The following is a 19,294-nucleotide window of genomic DNA, read 5'->3' on the forward strand; positions in this document are numbered from 1 at the left end:
GGCTAACCACGCTCCGCAGGGCCGCTGCGGCGCTGCGCATACCATTCGACCGCGAAATCCATCAGGCCCTTGCGCAGGCCGATGGCGAAGAACAGGATCACGATCCCCAGCACGATGCCGTAATACTCGGTCATCCGGGTCACGGTGTCGTTGAGGATCAACAGCAGCACGGTACCGACCATGGGTCCGAGGAATGTCGTCACGCCCCCGAGCATGTTGATGAAGATGCCCTCGCCTGAGATCGTCCAGTAGGCGAATTCGGGATAGGCGCCCGACACGAACAGCGCCATGATGACGCCACCGGTCGAGGCGAACAACGCCGCCAGAACGAAGATGGTAAGCTTCGCCCGCCAGACGTCGATGCCGACAAAGCTGGCCCGGTTGGCGTTGTCGCGGATCATGCGCAAGGTGTAGCCGAACGGCGATTGCGCGATCTGGCGCATCAGCAGCAGCCCGGTCACCAGCAGCGCACAACTCGTGATGTACAAATGCACGTGGTTGGTCAGATCGATGCCGAAAAAGGCCGGGCGCGGAATACCGCCGCGCAGCCCTTGGTCACCGCCGGTCAGCGACACCCAGGACAGGATCGTGCTGTGGATCAGCATCTGGAACGCTAGCGTCACGAAGGCGAAGTAGATTTCCTTCAGTCTTACGCAGATCGCGCCGATCACGGCGGCGACAATGGTGGTGATGACGAGCGTGGCGACAAATGCGACCGGCACCGGCACGCCGGTGCGTTGCATGATGAGGCCGAAGCTGTAGGCGCCGAGACCGAAGAACATGCCGTGGCCAAACGAAACCATTCCGGTGAAGCCCACCAGCAGGTTCAGCGAGGTTGCGAACAATCCAAACGCCGAACACCGGATCACGAAGTCGAGCAGCGCCTTGCTGCCGATGAACATCGGCAGCATCGCCAGCACGAGGAAGGCAGCCAACGCGATCGATACGTCGAGATAGCGCCAGCGTTGCGGTCTGGCCTGGCTGCGCGGAACCATGGCGGCCCGTTCGGCCTGCAGTTCGGTCATGCGACCTCCTTGCCGAACAGGCCGGTCGGCCGGGACACCAGCACGATCACCATGAACAGGTACATCAGCCCTTCCGTGAACAGGGGAAAGCCGAGTGATCCGAACGAGCGGATCATGCCGATCAGGATCGCGCCGATCAGAGCCCCCAGGATAGAGCCCATGCCGCCGATAACGGTGACGATGAAAGACTCGATCAGGACCGAGAACCCCATGCCCGGTGTCAGCGAACGTACCGGCGCGGCGAGTGCCCCGGCAAGACCGGCCAGCATGCCGCCAAGGGCAAACACGCCGCCGTAGATGAGCCCGGTGTTGATGCCGAGTGCAGACACCATGCCTGGATTGTGCGCCGCCGCCCGGATCACCTTGCCGACCTTGGTGCGGGCAAGGCCGAGTCCGAGGATCACGGCAGCGGACAATGCAACGCCGATCAGGAGCAGATAATAGGGTGGCACCACGCCCCCGGCGATGAATAGCGGCGCCACCTGGAACGCCGACGGCATGCCCATCGACTTGAATTCCGGACCCCAGATCATCCGCACGACGTCATCGAAGATCAGCACGAAGGCGTAGCAGACCAGGAGCTGCATCAGCACGTCGGCGCCGTAGACCCGGCTCATGAAGACCCGTTCGAAGACCAAGCCGAGCAAGGCGGTGCCGGCTGCGCCGCACAGCATCGCCAGCGCAAAGCTGCCCGAGAGCTGATAGGCCGTCATCGCGAAGTAAGCGCCGAACATGTAGAAGGCGCCGTGGCTGAAATTCACGACCTTGAGCACGCCGAAAATCAGTGTCAGCCCAACGGCGACGAGAAACAGCAGCATGCCGATGATGAAGCCGCTGGTGGTCTGCGTCACCAGGCAGGCGGAGCTGGCGAGGCAGCCGGTAAGCGTGTCGAGATCCAAGGGAAGATGTCCATATGCGGCGCGCCACGATCATCGGCGCTGAAAACGTTCGGCAACAGGCGGAGACGGCCTGGGCCGTCTCCGCTATCACCAAGCGATCAGGTGTAGCCCTTGCTCTTCTTCCACTCGGCTTCTAGTTCGAAAATCGTCTTCCAGTCTCCGGCCTGAACCTGCGGCACGTAGGGCTCCTGCGGGATCGTGGTTCCCCAGCCGATCGCGTAGCCGACCAGGGTCTGATCCTCGGCGCGCATCGTGACGGTGCCGTCAGCGCCGAATGGCGACTTGATCTTCAGGCCGCGCAACGCCTCCGCAAGTTTCTTGCCATCGGCGGAGTTGGTTTTCTTCGACGCTTCCGCCAGCAGCATGATCGCGGTGGCGTTCTCCCACGACCAGTTGGTGGGATACTCGTTGTATTTCGCCTTATAGGCGTCGCCCCAGGCCGCGTTCTCCGCGGTCGCTGGATAGGTCTTGATGTAGCGGTTGCCGGAGTGAATGCCCTTTGGCAGGTTCTTCACCACGGTCAACGCGGTGTAGTCGGCCATGTTGACCGCAAACACCTCCATCTGGCTGAACAGCGCGTAGATATTTGCCTGGTCAATGTAGGATGTAAGGTCGCCGCCCCACAGACAAGAATACAGCGCCTGCGGTTTCGCCTGCAATATCTTCGTCACGACTTCCGTGTAGTCGGCCTGGAACAGCTTCGGCCAGGATTCGCTGATGATCTCGGTATCGGGTGCGAAACGCTTAAGGTAGGTCGTGAACTCGCCCGTGGTGTCGCGGCCGTATGCGTAGTCGGGCGCGCAGGTCGCCCATTTCTTCAGGCCTTTGGCTTTGGATATCGACGCCGCGTAGCTGCCGCCGACGATCGAGTCGTGCACGCCCTGGCGCGCAGTGCGGAACGCATTTGGGATATGCTGCTTGGGATCGGCGGTCAGCGCCGAGGTTTCCGAATTGGTGTGGATGCAGAGCACGCCAAGGTCGCGCGCCACTTCATGCACCGCGAATGCGCCCGAGGAAGCCTCAGCGTCGATCAGCAATTCGCACCCGTCGGTGTTGACGAGTTCGCGCGCGACGCGGGCGGCTTCCTGCGGCTGCCCCTTGGAGTCGCGGATCACCATCTCGATCTGACGTCCAGCCAGGCCGCCGGCGGCGTTGACCTTGTCGACCTCGATCATCACACCGTTGCGCGACGAGGTTCCGAGCTGGGCGACGCGTCCGGAAAGAATGGTTGGCATGCCGACCTTGATGGTCTTGGCTTGCGCGCGCGCCACCCATGGCATCGCCAACGTCGCGGCGCCAGCGCCCATCATGGCCAATGTCGCGCGACGGTTCACGCCCGGTTTGCGGGTTCTCGTCATCATTTCCTCCCTGTCGGACTTGCGTTCCAAATCCCTGCTGGAGATCGTATCGCCTCCGCGACCCCAAGGATTTCAGAACAAAGGGGGTGACGTCAAGCCAAACATGAATTACGAGTCATAATTCATCAACGCACACAGCGTGCCGGAAAAGCCGGCCTTCTGAGCGGATAATGGTCAATCTTTCCAGCTTCATCGCATTTCACGCCCGACGGACGCCGGATCGCTGTGCGCTGAAATACCGCGGCGAGAACGTCTCCTACGCTGAGTTCGACTGCCGTATCCGCCGGGTCGGCGGCTGGCTCGCCGCGCGCGGCATTGGCCCGGACGACGTCGTCGCCTTGCTCATGAAGAACAGCACGGCCTTTCTCGAACTGGTGTTTGCGACCAGCCATATCGGCGCAGTGCTGCTGCCGATCAACTACCGCCTGTCGGCCGATGAAGTCGGGTACATCGTGGGCAATTCCGGCGCCCGCATCCTGATTGCGGATGAAGATCTCGCTGACATCGCCGCCGGCGTCGCGCCGGTGGCGCTGCTGGACGAAGCCGCACAAATCACCGCGATGCACCTTGCGCCCGGCATCGCGCCGGCCCCGATGCATGTCAGGCGGCCGCGTGACCTGATGCGCCTTATGTACACGTCCGGCACCACAGATCGGCCCAAGGGCGTGATGCTGACCTATGAGAACATGTACTGGAAGTCGGCCGACCAAACGCTGGCGTTGGGATTGAACCCCGAGACCCGGTTGCTGGTGGTTGGCCCGCTCTACCATGTCGGCGCGCTCGACCTGCCGGGCATCGCCGTGCTCTGGCATGGCGGCATGCTTTGCATCCACCGCAACTTCGAGCCCGAGCAGGCGCTCGCCGCGATCGACGCCGACAAGCTTAACGCCGCATGGCTCGCGCCCGTGATGACGTCCGCGATCCTCACCTGCCCCGGCCGCGACCGCTACGACGTATCAAGCCTGCGATGGGCGATCGGCGGCGGCGAGAAGACCCCGGAGCTACGCATCCGCGCTTTTTCAGACTATTTCACCAACGCGCGCTACATCGACGCCTACGGCCTCACCGAGACCTGCGGCGGTGACACCTTCATGGAAGCCGGCCGCGAGATCGAAAAGATCGGCTCGACCGGACGCGCCATCGCCCATGTCGAGATCGAAATCCGCGACGACGCCGGCAATCGTCTGCCACCCGGCGAGAACGGCGAAATATGCCTGCGCGGACCGAAGGTCACGCAGGGTTACTGGAAGGATTCGGAAAAGACCGCAGCTGCGTTTTTCGGCGACTGGTTTCGCAGCGGCGACGTCGGCTATCTCGATCGAGACGGCTTCCTGTATCTGACCGATCGCAAGAAGGACATGATCATTTCCGGCGGCGAGAATATCGCATCCTCCGAAGTGGAGCGCGTCATCTACGAACTGCCGCAGGTGCGCGAAGTCGCCGTCATCGGCCTGCCCGATCCGCGCTGGGGCGAGAAGCCCGTCGCCGTCGTGGTGCTGGACGAAGGCAGCGCACTGGAACTGGCCGAACTCGCCACCCATTGCCGCGCGCGGCTGGCAGGCTTCAAGGTTCCGAAGCAATTGATCGTCCGCGACAGCCTGCCGCGCAACCCTTCCGGAAAAGTGCTCAAGCGCGTGCTGCGCGCCGAACTGGAATCTCACGCATGACGCGATCTTCGCAGATTGCGGCCGGCAAGGTCGCCAAGCTCAACCGTGTCGAGCGCAACGCCTGGACCAAGCGCAGAATATTCGACGCCGCCACCAAAATCGTGGGCAAGTACGGCTACGCCGAAGCTTCCGTCGCCCGCATCACCGAGGAAGCCGGCGTCGCCCAGGGGACGTTCTACAATCATTTCGACAACCGACAGCAACTGCTCGATCAACTGCTCCCGAAGATCGGCATCGACATGGTTCATTTCATCCGTGAGCGCACCGGGACCGCGCATGCGGCACGGCAGGAAATCGAGCGCTTCAGCGCCTTCTTCGAGTTCATCCGCGAGGTACCGGAGTTCCTGCGCATTCTCAACGAAGCCGAGTATTTCGCCCCGATCGGCTACCAGAAGCATCTCGACAATGTCGCAACCGCCTATGTTCGGATCCTGCGGCGCGCCCGCCAGGCCGGCGCGATCGAGGATTTCAGCGACGAGGAATTCGAAGCCATCGTCCACATGTTCATGGGCGCGCGCGGCTATCTCAGCCGGCGCTACTCCTATGCCGACGGCGCAGTGACGGCGGTATCCGACCACGTCATCTCCGCCTACCGGAAGCTGGTCACGCGCGGGCTCTTTACACCGGACACGGACAACGGCCATGGGCGCTGACGGTATCGTCCTCGTCACCGGCGGCAGCCGCGGCATTGGGGCTGCGACCGCCACGCTTCTGGCCGAACAAGGCCGTCGCGTGGTGATAGCCGACATTGCACCGGAACCGCTGGCGGGAACGCCGGCGATCCTGTGGCCCGCGCCGTTCGACGTCGCCGACGAGACCGCCGTCGCCAGCGGCATCGCCGGCATCGAGGCCGCGCACGGCCCGATCACGGGACTGGTCAATTCGGCGGGCGTCTTCGGCAAGATGCACCCGGTCGAACGCGTGCGGATGGATCAATGGGATCGCGAGGTCAACATCGATCTGCGCGGCACCTTCCTGGTCGCTCGCGGCGTCGGCGTTCGGATGGCCGCGCGCCGGCATGGCGCGATCGTCAACGTCGCTTCCGTGGCCGGTATGACGTCCGGCCCGATCCACGCCTATACTGCCGCGAAAGCCGGCGTCATCCAGATCACGCAGACGCTTGCCGCCGAATGGGGCCGCACCGGCGTCCGCGTCAACGCAGTCTCGCCCGGCTTCACCCGTACCGCGGCGCTGGAGGCCGGCATCGCCTCCGGCGCGCTGAACAAGCGGTTGCTCGAAAGCCCGACCGCGCTAAACCGGATGGTCGAGCCGATCGAAGTCGCACAGGCGATCGCCTGGCTGCTATCGCCCATGAGCAGCGGCGTGACCGGAATCAACCTGCCCGTGGACGCCGGATTTATCGCCGGCTCCACCTGGGCCGCCTATGGCGGCTTGCCGGAAGCATCCGGCGCGTAGCGAGGATCGAAAATATGAACGTCGAGCTGCCGCGCACCAAACCCGATCTGTCTTCGGCCATCGCCGAGGGCGATATCCGCGTGCTGCTGATGGTGCTGGTTCACATGACCGGCGACGAGCGCTGGCTTGAGTCCCCCTTCAAGCCGAAGCGCGACGTGCGCTTGATCCCGGATCCGCAAGCCGGTCTGCCCGCGGAAGTCCAGACCAAAATCCGCGCCGCCGTGCTGAAGCTGTTCGAGAACGGTGCGCCCGAACCTGTCGTCACCGATCCCGGCGATGAACTGATGCTGAAGATGATGCGCGCCACGCTCGGCGAAAACGTCGCCTCGGAATATGCACCGCTGATGCGTGAGGAAATGGGCTTCGTCCCGCGCGAGGCGCGCTGGACCGTGCCGCCCTCCGGAGAAAAACTGGCACGCCAGCATGTGCTGATCGTCGGTGCCGGCGTCTGCGCCATCGCGCTCGGCGTTGCCCTCGGACGGCTCGGCATTCCCTACACCATCGTCGAGAAGAACGACGAGCTTGGCGGCACGTGGTACGTGAACCGCTACCCCGGCTGCGGCGTCGATACGCCGAACCACTCCTATTCCTTCTCGTTCGGCGCACGCAATCCGTGGACGCGCTATTTCGCCCAGCGCCAGGAGTTGCTCGACTATTTGAAGAAGGTCGCGCTCGAATACGACATCAGGGAGCATCTCCGCCTCAATACCGAACTGACGTCGTCGCGCTGGGACGAAGGCAAACGGCGCTGGGTCTCGACATTGAAGACCGCCAACGGCGAGGAGACGTTTGAATCGACCACGCTGGTCAGCGCGATCGGCCAGCTCAACGACCCCTCGCCCGCGCATTTCAGGGGCGAGAAGGATTTCAAGGGCCTGATGCTGCACTCCGCACTGTGGTCCGACAACATCAAACTCGACGGCAAGCATGTCGCCATCATCGGCACCGGTGCAACCGCGATGCAACTGGCGCCGTCGATCGCCGACCGCGTCGCGTCGCTGACCGTCTATCAGCGGACCGCGCAATGGGCCCGGCCGGTTGCGGGATATTCCGACCCCATTACCGAGGGCGCGCAGTGGCTGCTCGCCCACCTGCCGTTCTACGTGCAATGGTATCGCTTCAACATGTTCTGGCGATATGGCGACGGCCTGTTGCCGTTCCTGCGCAAGGACCCGAACTGGCCATATCCCGATCGCGCCGTGAACAAGGGCAACGACCGGCATCGCGAGGAGCTGACGGACTTCATCCGGTCCGAACTAAAGGACCGCCCAGACCTGATCGAGAAATGCGTGCCGACCTATCCGCCCTACGGCAAGCGCATCCTGCTCGATAACAACTGGTTCAAGACTCTGACGAAGCCGAATGTCGAGCTGGTCACCGACACGATCGATCATTTCGAAAAGGACGGCATCGTCGCTTCCGACGGCAAGTTGCGTCCCGCCGATGTCATCGTGATTTCGACCGGCTTCAAGGTGACGGAGATGGCGGCGCGTCTCAACATCAGCGGGTGTGGTGGCAAAAACCTCAGGGAGGCCTGGGCCAACGACAACCCGACCGCCTATCTCGGTCTTACCGTGCCTGACTTTCCCAACTTCTTCGTGATGCTCGGTCCCAATTCAGGACCCGCGCATGGCGGCAGCGTGATCTTCCAGTCGGAATGCCAGAGCCGCTACATCTCGGCTTGCCTTGTCCAGATGATCGAGCAGGATATCGCCGCGATCGACGTGCGCCCGGAAGCCCACGACCAGTACATCGCAAAAGTCGATGCCGAGCACGAGCAACTGATCTGGACTCACCCAGGCATGACCACCTATTACCGCAACGGTCAGGGCCGGGTGTTCTCGGCAATGCCATGGCGGTTCGTTGATTACTGGGCGATGACCCACGACCCCGATTTGCGCGACTACCGCCAGACCAAGGCCTGACAATTGTTCCTCGGGAACCGGCACACAGCGGCGCTTAGGATAGCTTGACACCCGCCAGTATCTGCCGCAGCATTTCCTTTGCTGCACCTGCCGGGCAACGGAGCGTTCGGCCCCCCTCTTGGCAGGCATTGTCACCCGATCGTATGACCGCGGCGGCACGCAGCGGATGCGGACGTAGGTCCGCCGGTCAACTTCTTGAGGAGGAGCATGACGCCACCGGATCAGACTGGTGACCTTGCTCGACGCAAGGTCAGGGCGCGGTTGGGTTAAGAACAGCTGCTTGCTCGACGGCGCCTGCTACAATTCAAACCCATCCGCAGGACTGGAGCGCAAAGGCCACGCGGTTGCCGGATCCTGAGATCGCACTGGTGTGTACCAGAAATCCTTCGCTAAAACGAAGATGTCGGGCCCCGCGATGCTCTCATGCACCGGGGCCCATTCGTTTTTTGGAATGACATTTTCCGAACGACGATGCCGTTCCGCGCGATTCCATGCTTAGTTCGGATTCAATGATCCGACTGAAGCAGGACCCGCGATGGAAAAGCCGCGCATACGCGTTTACACCGACTACAAGAGCCCCTATGCGTTCGTCGCCAACAAGCGGCTGTTCGAACTGGAGGACAACCTCGGCGTCGAACTCGAATGGCTGCCATACACCCTGCGCATCGCAGAATTCATGGGAACGGTGGAGGAGCGCACGCCGCATTTCTGGCGCAAGGTGCGCTACGCCTACATGGACGCGCGGCGCTACGCCAATGCGCAAGGCCTCACCATCAAGGGGCCGCGGCGCATCTATGATGCCTTCTACGCCAGCGCTGGCATGCTGTTCGCGCAGCGCCATGGCCTGTTCCGGCCCTATCACGACACGGTGTTCCGGCGCTTCTGGAATCAAGACCTCGAGATCGACGACATAGCGGGCGTTTCCGGGGTGATCGCGTCGGTCGGTGGTTCGGCGCGCGAATTCGAAGTCTATGCCCAAGGGCCCGCACGCGCGGAACACGATCGCATCATCGATGAGGCGGAAGCGCTGGGCGTTTTCGGCGTGCCGACCATGGTTTTCAACGGCGAGCTGTTCTGGGGCAACGATCGCATCGATCTGTTGACCGAACGTATCCAGAATCCGGAATCGGTCGCCACGGCGCTGGGCAGCCGGCATCGCAGGGATTAGCGGCAACCGGTCCAGCTGCGGATCGAGCCGAGGGCAGGCTTCGATAATGCCCCTACCCCGCGGCCAGATGCTCCCAGCAACCCGTGCGCTTCAGCACCGGCCGCAACGCTGCCGTGCTCTCGCTATCGAGCGCCGCGAACTTGTCGCGAAGCTGCTGCAGGCACTTCACCTGATATTTAAAGGGAGCCAGCGCATACGGCAGGCCCCAGACGTTGATCTCGAGTCGCTCCACGCCCCTGGCGAACGCTTCGGCGTTGGCGACCAGGAACGGCAGATAGAGTTCGCCGGCGATCTTCAGCAGCGCCTCGGCCATGCCGCCGAGCACCCGTTCCCGCGGGTACCATTCACCCTCGACGCCGGAAGCGTCGTCCAGCCGCCGTACCCAGTGATCGGTAAAAGGCGCCCTCGCGCGCATGATCCGCATCGGCGTCGGATCGGTCGCCATCTCGCTGAGCTGTCCGAACCAGGCGAAATCGGCAAGCGAGGGCCGGCTGCCGAACAGATAGCTGGTCATGCCGACATGTGGCTCGAACGCCGCCAGCATGCGCAAATAGCTCTCTTCCAGCAGCGGCTTGTTTTCGGCGGTCGCGCCCAGAATGACCATCCGCGAGATCTGCCGCTGGCGAAACTGCTCAATCTCTTCGGCGCTGCCGGCTGCCGCCTCCGACACCGACCATTCCTCGCCGGCCCAGCGCGACACATAGGCCTGGTCTTCCGGATCCCACCAGCGATAGAGAAACAGCGGCTTGACCGCCCACTCGTCCGCAAGGTCCTCCAGCAGGTCGCAAACGAACGCGACCGCCCGGTCCTCGGGAATAACCGAGCGCGACTTGTGGCGGCTTTCCATATCATAGGCCAGCGCCGTGGTCTCGGCGCGATAGCTGCCGTCGGGGTATTGCAGCACCGGGATCAAACTGGGTCGCAAATGCGCGGTCGCTGCTCGCAGCGCCTTGGTCATGATGACCCAGTCGAACGGAATTCGTCGGTAGCGCAGCAAGGCGCGCAACTTGATGGCGTAAGGCGACGCGGTTGAGCCGATCAGCCGGTAGCGTCCTTCGGTCATGGCATTCACCTCGTGAATGCCATAGCGCATTCGAATTTCACCCGCCAGACCTGCAATAACGCCTGCGGTGCCCGGCTTGCCGCGCAGCGCGTTTTGCAGCTATCTTGCGGGTCCACCACCGGGTGTCGTCACCCGTTCCAGCAATCCAAAACCGTAGAGATACGCCCATGAATCCTCCGATCAGTTCGCCCGCTATCAAGGTCGTGAAATCGGTTCGCGAACAGGTGAGCGCGGAGGAATGGCAGGCGAGGGTCGATCTCGCCGCCTGTTACCGCCTCACGGCGATCTATGGGATGACCGAGATGGTCGCCAACCACATTTCCTGCAGGGTGCCGGGGACAACCGATCAGTTCCTGATCAACCCTTACGGAATGCTCTATGAGGAGATCGACGCCTCCTGCCTTATCAAGGTCGATCTCGAGGGCAACACGCTGTTCAACACCTCTGACTACGACGTCAACGTCGCCGGCTTCGTCATTCACAGCGCCATCCACATGGCCAGGCACGACATGGATTGCGTGGCGCATACGCACACACCGGCCGGCATGGCCGTCTCCGCCATGGAATGCGGATTGCTGCCGCTGGCGCAAACCTCGATGCGGTTTCTCAACATCGCCTATCATGACTTCGAAGGCATCGCCGACAATGTCGACGAGCGCGAACGACTGGTCAGGGATCTCGGCGATCACGAAGCCATGATCCTGCGCAACCATGGCCTGCTGGTGGTCGGCCGCACCGTCCCGGCCGCCTTCAACGTGCTGTTCCGGCTGGAGCGCGCCTGCCAGGTTCAGGTCATGGCGTTGTCGTGCAACACCAAGCTCGTCTATCCGCCGCAGAGCGTGCTCGAGGACACCTGCGAGCGGATGCTGCCGAAACCGGGCCGCAGCGCCCGCAACGGCGACCTCGCCTGGCCGGCGCTGCTGCGCAAGCTCGATCGAACCGATCCGTCGTACCGAAACTGAGCTGGCCGGTGGTCGCGGCACGCCGACCAATGACCGATAGCTGACCGCTCAGGAAACAGGCGACTTCCGCAACGTTCGGAAAAAGTCCCGCACCTCCTTGACGAACAGCTCCGGCTGTTCGAACGCGGCGAAGTGACCGCCCTTCGGCATCTCCCGCCAGTACCGGATATCCGTGTAGCTCGCTTCCATCCACTTTCGCACCGGCGTAACGATCTCCTTTGGGAAGACGGCGACACCTGTCGGCACCGTGACCTTGTGTGCCGTGCGGCGCTTCGGTCCAAAGCTTTCCCAGTACAACCGGGCCGACGAGGCGGCGGTCGCGGTCACCCAATACAGCATTACGTTGTCGAGCAGTTCGTCGCGGCCCAGGATATTCTCGGGATGCCCGTCGCAATCGGTCCAGGCCCAGAATTTTTCGAGAATCCAGGCGGCCTGGCCGCTCGGCGAGTCGGTCAATCCGTAGCCGAGAGTTTGCGGCCGGGTCGACTGCTGCTTCGAATAGCCGGAATCCCATTCGGCGTAATGCTGGATCCCCGCGAGCGCCCGCGCCTCCGCGGGGGTGGGATGCCCCTCGACGTTGGGTCGCGCGGACATCGCCAGCGTGATGTGAATGCCGGCGCAATGCTCCGGGTCTTTTGCGCCGAGCGCCGTCGTGACCGCCGAGCCCCAGTCGCCGCCCTGCGCGCCGTAGCGCTGGTATCCAAGGCGCGCCATCAGCATCGCCCAGCCAGACGCGATACGATCGACGCCCCAGCCGGTGCTGGCCGGCTTGGCCGAAAAGCCGAAGCCCGGCAATGACGGGCAAACGACATGGAAGGCGTCGCCGGCCTTGCCGCCATGCGCGGTCGGATCGGTCAGCGGCCCGATCACCTTGTGAAACTCGACGACGGAGCCGGGCCAGCCGTGGGTGATGATCAGCGGCAGCGCGTCCGGGTGCGGCGAACGGACGTGCAGGAAATGCATGTCGAGGCCGTCAATCCCGGTCGTGAACTGGGCGAAGCGATTGAGACGCGCTTCGCGCTCGCGCCAATCGTAGTCCTCGGCCCAGTAGCGGCAGACCTCCTTGATCCACTGCAGCGGGACGCCCTGACTCCAGTCGTTCACCAGTTCCGCCTCCGGCCAGCGCGTCCGGCGCAACCGCGACTTCAGGTCGTCGAGCACGTCCTCGCCAACCGAAATGCGAAACGGCTTGATTTCAGCGCTCATGGTAACTCTCTCGATGCATCGGCCTAAATATGTCAGCCTGTTGTTAGTGACACCCAGCAACGCGCCGTCTTCATCTCGCGCGCTCCGGCGCCGCGCGCGCCACATTCGCCGCACGGCCGAGCTGATACGCCGGGCGCTGCTGGATACGCGCCAGATAAGGCTGCGCGTTGTCGCAGATGCCGACGCCGTAGGCGATCGCCCAGTCGAGGCAGGTGGTAAGCAGGATATCGGCGCTGGTAAAGCGGTCACCCATCAGGTAGGTGCGGTTGTCGGCGAGTGCGGTCTCGACATGGCGGAGCTGCTGGCGGAAATATTCGCCGGCCTTGGCCACGACTTCGGGGGCGACGCCGTAGATATGGCCAAGCGCATCGGCGCCGTGGCGGCGCATCACATACAGGCTGGTGGAATCCAGCTCCGCGACGATGAAGAACGTCCATTCGAGCCATGCCGCAAAGTCGCGCGGCGGCTCCGGGATCAGAGAATTCTCTTCTGTTGAGTATGTGCGCGAAAGATAGGCGACGATCGCCGCACTTTCGCCAATGCGAAAATCTCCGTCCTGCAACAGCGGAATCTTCTGCCGGGGATTGAGCGCGGTGTACTCGGCGGTCTTGGTCTCGCCGGTGCGCGGGCCGATCGCACGTGTCGTATACGTGAGCCCCAGTTCGTGCATCGCCCAATGCGCGCGCACAGTGCGGCTGGTGCCGACGCCCCATAAAGTGAGGTTGGGTGCGGCGGTCACGCTACCATTTCTCCACGGCGGGGCGCAGATCGAGTTCATGGGTCCAGCCGTCCCTGGCCTGCCGATGCACGAACCAATAGGCGTCGGCGATGGAACTGGTCTTGGTCAGGCTGTCCGGCGGGATTTCACCGGCATCGATGCCGCTTGCGGCCTTCATCCGAGCATGGATCGCCGGGCTGTCGACGCCGGCATCGATCACGAGATGCGCGACATGGATGTTCCTTGGACCAAGTTCGCGCGCCATCGCCTGGGCGACGGCGCGCAGGCCAAACTTCGCCGATGAAAACGCCGCAAAGCCGCTGCCGCCGCGCATGCTCGCGGTGGCGCCGGTAAACAATATGGTGCCGTGGCCGCGCTTTGTCATGTACCGGGCGGCCTCGCGGCCGACGAGGAAGCCGGCCAGGCAAGCCAGCTCCCAGGACTTCAGGAACAGTTTGGCGTCGGTCTCCAGCAAAGGCTTTTTGACATTGGATCCGGCGTTGAACAGGCAGACCTCGATCGGACCGATCTTCTCCTCAACGCGGGCAAACAGGGTCTGCACCTCGCTCTCCTGACGGGCATCGACGGCAAAGGCGTGAACCTCGCAGCCCTCCGCCTTCAACTCGGCGATCAGACCTTCGGATTTGGCGGCGTCGCGCCGGGCGATGCAAACCTTGTAACCGTCCCTGGCAAAACGCCGCGTCACCGCCGCGCCGATCGCATCGCCTGCGCCGACCAGCAATGCCACCTCATTGCGAAGCTCCACCTGTACCCTCCTGTTGCCCGCTCTACGAGGCTGCTCTCAGCACTTTATCGGCAATCATCCGTTCAATGGCGCTGTCATCGTAGCCGAGCCCCCGCAACACATCGCGGGAATGTTCGCCGAGCCGAGGCGCCGGGCCGCCGATCGCGGAGGGGTTGCGTTCGAACCGTGCGGCCGGCTTCGGCTGCCGCACCCGACCGACCGTCGGCTGGTCGAATTCGGCGATCAGGCCGCGCGCCACCACCTGCTCGTTATCGATGATCTCGCCGCGGCGCAGGATCGGCGCGCACGGTACGTCGGCGGCGTCGAGCCGGACCAGCCATTCGGCGGTGGTGTCTTGCGAAATATACTCGGCCATCTTGTGAATGCGCGCGGTGGCGTTGACCGCGCGCCCCACCGGCGTGGTGAACCTCGTATCCTTGATCAGTTCGGGATCGCTCGAGGCCTTGCAGAAGCCCTGCCATTCGGAATCCGACAGCGTGCCGGCGGTGATGTAGCCGTCGCTGGTCTTGAACACCAGATCGGGCCGGTCATTGGGATCGGCGGCGGCTGGGGTGCCAACCACCGTGTACTGCATCATGCCCTCAGGCCACAGATAGGAGATCATGACGTCCAGCATCGCCACCCTGATGTGATCGCCCTGCCCGCTTTTTTCGCGGGCGTAGAGCGCCGACGACACCGCCTGCGCCGTGAACACGGAGGTGGTTTTGTCGGCCACGATGGTCCGGATCATCTGCGGGCGGTTGGTGACCGCCTGGGACTGGATATCGGCAAAGCCGGAAAGGCCCTGAATGATCGGATCGTAGACCCGCTTCCTGGCATAGGGCCCGGTCTCGCCGACGCCGCTGATCGACACATAGATCAGGCGTGGAAAGCGGGCACGAAGCTCCTCGGCGCCAAGCCCGAGCCGTTCCATCGCGCCGGGTCGGAAGTTCTGCACCAGCACATCCGCCTGCGCCACCAGCCTTGCCAGCACCTCGCGGCCGGAATCGCTCTTCATGTCGATCGACAGCGATCGCTTGCCGCGATTGGAGGAGATGAACAAAGCGGAGAATTCTCCGGCCTTGTCGATGGGCGCGCGGCTGCGGCGCGTGCTGTCACCACCGATCGGCTCGATCTTGAGTACCTCGGCGCCCTGGTCGGCGAGAAACATGGTCGCGAACGGGCCCGACACCACCGCGGTGAAATCGAGCACTTTGACGCCCGCGAGCGGACCCGGCATGGCAATCTCCCCATTAGACTTTGCGCGCTGAACTTCGGTCGTCCGGGTGACCGACGCAAGCTACGCCGCAGCATGGGAGGTGTGGGGGATTGTGTCGCCTGCCCCGCCAAGCGGGCCCATCTAACTGGGCTATCGCCAGATCGCGTCCGTTCCCGTCACGACCTGGCCAAGTGCTTGAAAACCTTGGTGGGCGCACCAGGGCTCGAACCTGGGACCCGATGATTAAGAGTCATCTGCTCTACCAACTGAGCTATGCGCCCGGAAACGGGTCCGGAAGGCCTTCGCAAGAGGGCGTCGTTTAGCAAAGCGACCCCGTGATGTCCAGCAAACCGGGGCAGGTTTTCCCGCGCCTTGGCGGATCTCTGAAACGACGAAAAGCCGCTGGAATTCAGCGGCTTCCGCCCAAGTCCAGCTTGAGCGCCGAGATCGGGCGCTCAGAGCCGCTCGGGGCCGCCCCGGTCCTGCCCGCCATCCCGATCATGGCGATGGCGATCGCCACCATGATGGCGGTCGTCATCGCGATCCATGCCCATCCGGTCCATGCCCATGCCATGCCCGGATCCGTGGTGACGCCAGCCTCCCCGGCCGCCAAACCGGCCGTCCATCCGGGTCAATACGGCGAGCCGCCGCTTCTGGCCCTCATCCAATGTCTTGTAAAGCGGGTCGGCCGCATCGGCGATCTTCTTCATGGCGGCGGCCATGGTCGCCATCGTGTCGGCACGCTCGCGCAGGCGCGTCACCGGATCGTCCGGCTTCTGCTGGCTGGCGTCATCCCGCGCCGAATTCATCCGCGCGTTGGCGCGGTCGATCCGCAATCTGGCGAATTCCCGCGCCGCGACTTCCACCGGCAGCCACAGCTTTTCCTGGTCGGCCGTCAGCTTGAGGCCGGCCCGGATGGCGGCGATCCGCGCGTCGGCATAAGCCGACCTGTCCTCCGAACTCATCCGCGGATGCCCGTAGCCCCAGTGATGGTGCTGGGCATAGACGGCGGTCGAGCCGGCGATGGCAAGTACCGCAACCGCGGCGATGGCGAACTTCCTCATGCGAGCCTCCTTCAAGGGATCGACCGAAAATGGGCCCGTGTCGGCGGCGGTTCAACTTAACGATTGGAAAGAGAAAGCCTCCTTACCGAGATGTAATGTCGATGAATTTGATCCATCGCAATGCGGCCGGCTGAATCTGCCAAGCGAGCGCGGCGGCCACCGCACCATCCCGGTCTGATGTCCAAAATCCGTGATATCGCTTTGCCGATCCGGGTTGCCGCTATGATCGCCGGTGGCCATTATTGCAGCCGGAAAAAGAAATCCTGTCCGGGCAGCGATCCGTAGGTGAACGGCTCCTGCTGCTTGCCGGTCGCGGCGAGCACGTCGTCGCGCACCAGCCGGAACATCTTGCTGATCTCCAGGCCCGGTGATTGCAGATGTTTCACGAACGCGGTGACGAAGGGCGAATTGCTTCCAGACTGGCCGTCGAGCGCAGTCTGTCCGTGTTTCGCGGCGAAGGCTACCAGCGTGCCGCCCTCGGGCTCGATGCTCGCAAGCCCCCTACCGATCGAGCGCCCGGCCACCGTCCGCGCCATCTTGGCGACAAAGGGATTGTCCCGGCAGGCGTCGAGCACCACCAGCCGCAGCTTCTTCGCGCCGGTGACGCTGGTCAGCACCTGCTCGAGCGCGACGGCTTCGAGTGGCACATCGCGATCGACCTTCAGCTTGGCGTCGACCGGGATCAGATAATTGACGCCACCGATCTCGATCCCGTGCCCGGCGAAATAAACCATCGCCCAATCCGCGTTGTCCGCTTCAGCCGCGAACGATTGCAGCGCTTGCGCGAGCTTGTCGCGCGGCAGATCGGTGGCGACCTGGACGAACTGGAAACTAGCGCTTCGCAGCGCGCGCGCCAGGGTATCGGCGTCACGCTTGGGATTGGGCAGGGCGGGTACGCCTTGATAGGCGGAATTGCCGATCACGAGCGCCACGCGGCGCTCAGGCGGGCCGGCGACCACCGGGGCGGGACTGGCGTTCGCAGGGGCAATGGTCGCGACAGGCTGGGTAGACCGCGACAGCGCCAGCCGCGCCGCGTCGCGGCCTGCGACCGCCCGCGAATGATACGAGACGATCCCTAAAGCGCTTTGATAATCCTCCAGCGCCTTGAGCCACTCGCCTTTTTCTCCGTAGGTTTCGCCCCGGCTGACGAAAATGTCAGCCCGCAAGGCCGCATCCGTCAGCCCGAACCCATGTTCGACCGCCTTGTCGAACTCCCCGATGGCTCGATCGAGATCGCCCTTTTTCCGATAGGCGCTTCCGCGATCGTGGCGGTAACGAGGATTGCTCGCGTTGAAGTCATGCATGGCGATCGCTTGATCCAGATCCCGCAGCGCGCGATCGGCATCGCCCTTGGCAAGGAAGGTTACGCCTCGTCCGGCAAGCGCCTCATAATCCTTGGGGGCAAGCTCCAGTACCTTGTCGAAGTCGCGGATGGCACCGTCGTGATCGCCTGTGATGCGGTATAATTCTCCACGCTTTCGGAAATGCCAGTCGATTGGATTGAACTTGTTGCTGGCCACGATTTCAATCGCCTGGCTCAGATCCGCGATGGCGCGATCGAACTGTCCCAATGCCCTGTAGCTTTCCGCGCGGGCGGCAATGGTGTCGCTGCTGCGCGGGAAAATCTGCAAGGATTTCGTGTAATCCTCGATCGCCCGCGAATGTTCTTTCCTGTTAACGAACAGCCAGGCTCGGCTGTTATAGACTCCTGCTGCCTTGATGTTGTCAATTGAGCCGGGCGGCGGTGACGGTCCGCCGAATCCCCTGTAGGGAACGATCTTTTGCGTACCGACAAGTGCGATCGCCTGATTGAAATTCTGCAGCGACGAGGAATAGTCTCCCTTCCGCAGATAGAGATCGCCGCGATTTTGATACGCCTGGATCTTCTCGCCCGCGGGCTGCCTCTGATCGGCGATGATGGCATCACACACCTTCATCGATTTCTCGATCTGCTCCGGCAGGTAAGCTTCCGGCGTGCAATACTGCTTCTGCTGCGCCTGCGCAGGAAGCGCAGCAAGTGAGACCAGCATCGCTATCAGGAACCAGCGCATTGCGTGCCCCCAGCCGTGCCATTCAGGCCCGTTCCATCGCCCAATCGAGGGCGCCATGTTACAGACGAACCGGACCCATTGCCATTGCCCGTCAGCAGGGCGACTTTACCAACCGCGAAGTGCTGCACTGCAAAACAGCCGGCTTATATTTCGTTGCACGCGCCATGACGCCTGGATACGGCTTTGCGATCTCGCGGCATGCTTCGCCCGAGGTTTGCGGTTGCTCCTTGCCCCCTTTGAGAAAGAGGGCGCAGGGAAGACCGGGTGCGCGCTGCACCCGCGGTCTCGTGTGCAATGTGCACAAGGAAGTGCGCACACGAGCATACAGGTCCAGCGGAGAGCATCCGGCCTTCCCTGCGCAATGGGTTGACGGCTTATAACGCGATCTCCCCGGAGAACGGCTGTTTTGCCTCCGTCGTCGCGCAGAACTGAATCTGCGCGACTTGACGCCAGCACCGCGGCGTCAGGACCACGCGATTTCGCCGTACGCCTCGGTCAACATCGTCTCTTTGACCTCAGCGTCCACCGCATCCCACCGCGCGTTCGTGACGATCGCGATCCGCCCCGTCTCATCGGGTGAGACGGGCAGATTCATAAAGCTGATTTGCCCGACGACGGAAGGGGGAATATTTTTCGCGCGAGGGCTGGACAGGTCTTACTGATTTGCCCGACAAATGACTGTCAGTCCCTCATGGTGAGGAGCGCGTCTTCGCGCGTCTCGAACAATGAGGGTGGAGCGCACGCGTTGAAAACGCGAAACCCGGCGCTCGTCGCGCCGGGCTTCGGATTATTTCAACGCCATCGATTG

General features: G+C 63.1%; 17 protein-coding genes and 1 tRNA gene. 6 read left to right on the forward strand and 12 right to left on the reverse strand.

The genetic code is table 11. From position 1 onward, the window contains the following. Window positions 1–2: 2 nt before the first annotated feature. The 3 genes from Q0D31_RS08990 to Q0D31_RS09000 all read right to left on the reverse strand — a co-directional run bounded on the left by Q0D31_RS08990 (window position 3) and on the right by Q0D31_RS09000 (window position 3,282). Window positions 3–1,025: a branched-chain amino acid ABC transporter permease gene (locus Q0D31_RS08990; RefSeq protein ID WP_291848663.1), complete on the reverse strand. Its 1,023-nt coding sequence runs from the start codon at window positions 1,023–1,025 to the stop codon at window positions 3–5. Then, window positions 1,022–1,924, reverse strand: coding sequence for a branched-chain amino acid ABC transporter permease (locus Q0D31_RS08995; RefSeq protein WP_291848667.1), 903 nt, complete (start codon window positions 1,922–1,924; stop codon window positions 1,022–1,024). The genes Q0D31_RS08990 and Q0D31_RS08995 overlap by 4 nt, the downstream gene beginning before the upstream one ends. A 98-nt stretch (window positions 1,925–2,022) precedes the next feature. Continuing rightward, window positions 2,023–3,282, reverse strand: a complete 1,260-nt coding sequence (locus Q0D31_RS09000) for an ABC transporter substrate-binding protein (protein ID WP_291848671.1) — start codon at window positions 3,280–3,282, stop codon at window positions 2,023–2,025. Between the two features lie 170 nt (window positions 3,283–3,452). Here Q0D31_RS09000 and Q0D31_RS09005 point away from each other — a divergent pair, with 170 nt between their 5' ends. The 5 genes from Q0D31_RS09005 (at window position 3,453) to Q0D31_RS09025 (ending at window position 9,458) form a co-directional block, all read left to right on the forward strand. Next, window positions 3,453–4,949: an AMP-binding protein gene (locus Q0D31_RS09005; protein WP_291848675.1), complete on the forward strand. Its 1,497-nt coding sequence runs from the start codon at window positions 3,453–3,455 to the stop codon at window positions 4,947–4,949. Then, entirely contained in the window at window positions 4,946–5,602 is a 657-nt protein-coding gene (locus Q0D31_RS09010; protein ID WP_291848678.1) for a TetR/AcrR family transcriptional regulator, read from the forward strand. The genes Q0D31_RS09005 and Q0D31_RS09010 overlap by 4 nt, the downstream gene beginning before the upstream one ends. Then, the gene (locus Q0D31_RS09015; RefSeq protein WP_291848681.1) at window positions 5,592–6,365 is read left to right on the forward strand and encodes an SDR family NAD(P)-dependent oxidoreductase; all 774 of its coding nucleotides are present in this window, start codon (window positions 5,592–5,594) and stop codon (window positions 6,363–6,365) included. Before Q0D31_RS09010 ends, Q0D31_RS09015 begins: the two co-directional genes overlap by 11 nt. 14 nt (window positions 6,366–6,379) lie before the next feature. Next, window positions 6,380–8,290, forward strand: a complete 1,911-nt coding sequence (locus Q0D31_RS09020; RefSeq protein ID WP_291848684.1) for an NAD(P)/FAD-dependent oxidoreductase — start codon at window positions 6,380–6,382, stop codon at window positions 8,288–8,290. A 535-nt stretch (window positions 8,291–8,825) separates the two neighbouring features. Next, window positions 8,826–9,458: a DsbA family protein gene (locus Q0D31_RS09025; RefSeq protein ID WP_291848687.1), complete on the forward strand. Its 633-nt coding sequence runs from the start codon at window positions 8,826–8,828 to the stop codon at window positions 9,456–9,458. A 52-nt stretch (window positions 9,459–9,510) separates the two neighbouring features. Here the strand turns inward: Q0D31_RS09025 and Q0D31_RS09030 are convergent, their stop codons facing one another. Continuing rightward, complete coding sequence (locus tag Q0D31_RS09030) at window positions 9,511–10,521, reverse strand: glutathione S-transferase N-terminal domain-containing protein (protein ID WP_291848691.1); 1,011 nt, start codon at window positions 10,519–10,521, stop codon at window positions 9,511–9,513. Between the two features lie 167 nt (window positions 10,522–10,688). On the opposite strand from Q0D31_RS09030, the gene Q0D31_RS09035 reads away from it, so the two are divergent. Continuing rightward, on the forward strand, window positions 10,689–11,483 hold the full coding sequence (locus Q0D31_RS09035) for a class II aldolase/adducin family protein (protein WP_291848695.1): 795 nt from the start codon (window positions 10,689–10,691) through the stop codon (window positions 11,481–11,483). 48 nt (window positions 11,484–11,531) lie between these two features. Here the strand turns inward: Q0D31_RS09035 and Q0D31_RS09040 are convergent, their stop codons facing one another. The 8 genes from Q0D31_RS09040 to Q0D31_RS09075 all read right to left on the reverse strand — a co-directional run bounded on the left by Q0D31_RS09040 (window position 11,532) and on the right by Q0D31_RS09075 (window position 19,081). Beyond that, window positions 11,532–12,689 carry an epoxide hydrolase family protein gene (locus Q0D31_RS09040; protein ID WP_291848698.1) on the reverse strand — a complete coding sequence of 386 codons (1,158 nt, stop codon included), beginning with the start codon at window positions 12,687–12,689 and terminating at the stop codon, window positions 11,532–11,534. A gap of 70 nt (window positions 12,690–12,759) precedes the next feature. Continuing rightward, window positions 12,760–13,428, reverse strand: a complete 669-nt coding sequence (locus tag Q0D31_RS09045; protein ID WP_291848701.1) for a glutathione S-transferase family protein — start codon at window positions 13,426–13,428, stop codon at window positions 12,760–12,762. 1 nt (window position 13,429) lies between these two features. Further along, on the reverse strand, window positions 13,430–14,173 hold the full coding sequence (locus tag Q0D31_RS09050) for an SDR family NAD(P)-dependent oxidoreductase (RefSeq protein WP_291848704.1): 744 nt from the start codon (window positions 14,171–14,173) through the stop codon (window positions 13,430–13,432). Window positions 14,174–14,195: 22 nt separating this feature from the next. Continuing rightward, window positions 14,196–15,392, reverse strand: a complete 1,197-nt coding sequence (locus Q0D31_RS09055) for a CoA transferase (protein ID WP_291848707.1) — start codon at window positions 15,390–15,392, stop codon at window positions 14,196–14,198. A gap of 184 nt (window positions 15,393–15,576) precedes the next feature. After that, window positions 15,577–15,652, reverse strand: a tRNA-Lys gene (locus tag Q0D31_RS09060). 174 nt (window positions 15,653–15,826) lie between these two features. Next, window positions 15,827–16,435: a Spy/CpxP family protein refolding chaperone gene (locus tag Q0D31_RS09065; protein ID WP_291848710.1), complete on the reverse strand. Its 609-nt coding sequence runs from the start codon at window positions 16,433–16,435 to the stop codon at window positions 15,827–15,829. Between the two features lie 239 nt (window positions 16,436–16,674). Then, a complete protein-coding gene (locus Q0D31_RS09070; RefSeq protein ID WP_291848715.1) occupies window positions 16,675–18,486 on the reverse strand; it encodes a caspase family protein in 1,812 nt (603 codons plus the stop codon). 463 nt (window positions 18,487–18,949) lie between these two features. Then, window positions 18,950–19,081 carry a hypothetical protein gene (locus Q0D31_RS09075; protein WP_291848718.1) on the reverse strand — a complete coding sequence of 44 codons (132 nt, stop codon included), beginning with the start codon at window positions 19,079–19,081 and terminating at the stop codon, window positions 18,950–18,952. Window positions 19,082–19,294: the final 213 nt, after the last annotated feature.

It is taken from the genome of Bradyrhizobium sp., assembly GCF_022844465.1.
Lineage (GTDB): Bacteria > Pseudomonadota > Alphaproteobacteria > Rhizobiales > Xanthobacteraceae > Bradyrhizobium.

Excerpts from the sequence above, each read along its gene's own strand:
- Q0D31_RS08990 (WP_291848663.1), bottom strand. The coding sequence starts at position 1,025 with ATGACCGAACTGCAGGCCGAACGGGCCGCCATGGTTCCGCGCAGCCAG.
- Q0D31_RS09000 (WP_291848671.1), bottom strand. The coding sequence starts at position 3,282 with ATGACGAGAACCCGCAAACCGGGCGTGAACCGTCGCGCGACATTGGCC.
- Q0D31_RS09005 (WP_291848675.1), top strand. The coding sequence starts at position 3,453 with ATGGTCAATCTTTCCAGCTTCATCGCATTTCACGCCCGACGGACGCCG.
- Q0D31_RS09010 (WP_291848678.1), top strand. The coding sequence starts at position 4,946 with ATGACGCGATCTTCGCAGATTGCGGCCGGCAAGGTCGCCAAGCTCAAC.
- Q0D31_RS09015 (WP_291848681.1), top strand. The coding sequence starts at position 5,592 with ATGGGCGCTGACGGTATCGTCCTCGTCACCGGCGGCAGCCGCGGCATT.
- Q0D31_RS09020 (WP_291848684.1), top strand. The coding sequence starts at position 6,380 with ATGAACGTCGAGCTGCCGCGCACCAAACCCGATCTGTCTTCGGCCATC.
- Q0D31_RS09025 (WP_291848687.1), top strand. The coding sequence starts at position 8,826 with ATGGAAAAGCCGCGCATACGCGTTTACACCGACTACAAGAGCCCCTAT.
- Q0D31_RS09030 (WP_291848691.1), bottom strand. The coding sequence starts at position 10,521 with ATGACCGAAGGACGCTACCGGCTGATCGGCTCAACCGCGTCGCCTTAC.
- Q0D31_RS09035 (WP_291848695.1), top strand. The coding sequence starts at position 10,689 with ATGAATCCTCCGATCAGTTCGCCCGCTATCAAGGTCGTGAAATCGGTT.
- Q0D31_RS09040 (WP_291848698.1), bottom strand. The coding sequence starts at position 12,689 with ATGAGCGCTGAAATCAAGCCGTTTCGCATTTCGGTTGGCGAGGACGTG.
- Q0D31_RS09055 (WP_291848707.1), bottom strand. The coding sequence starts at position 15,392 with ATGCCGGGTCCGCTCGCGGGCGTCAAAGTGCTCGATTTCACCGCGGTG.
- Q0D31_RS09065 (WP_291848710.1), bottom strand. The coding sequence starts at position 16,435 with ATGAGGAAGTTCGCCATCGCCGCGGTTGCGGTACTTGCCATCGCCGGC.
- Q0D31_RS09070 (WP_291848715.1), bottom strand. The coding sequence starts at position 18,486 with ATGCGCTGGTTCCTGATAGCGATGCTGGTCTCACTTGCTGCGCTTCCT.
- Q0D31_RS09075 (WP_291848718.1), bottom strand. The coding sequence starts at position 19,081 with ATGAATCTGCCCGTCTCACCCGATGAGACGGGGCGGATCGCGATCGTC.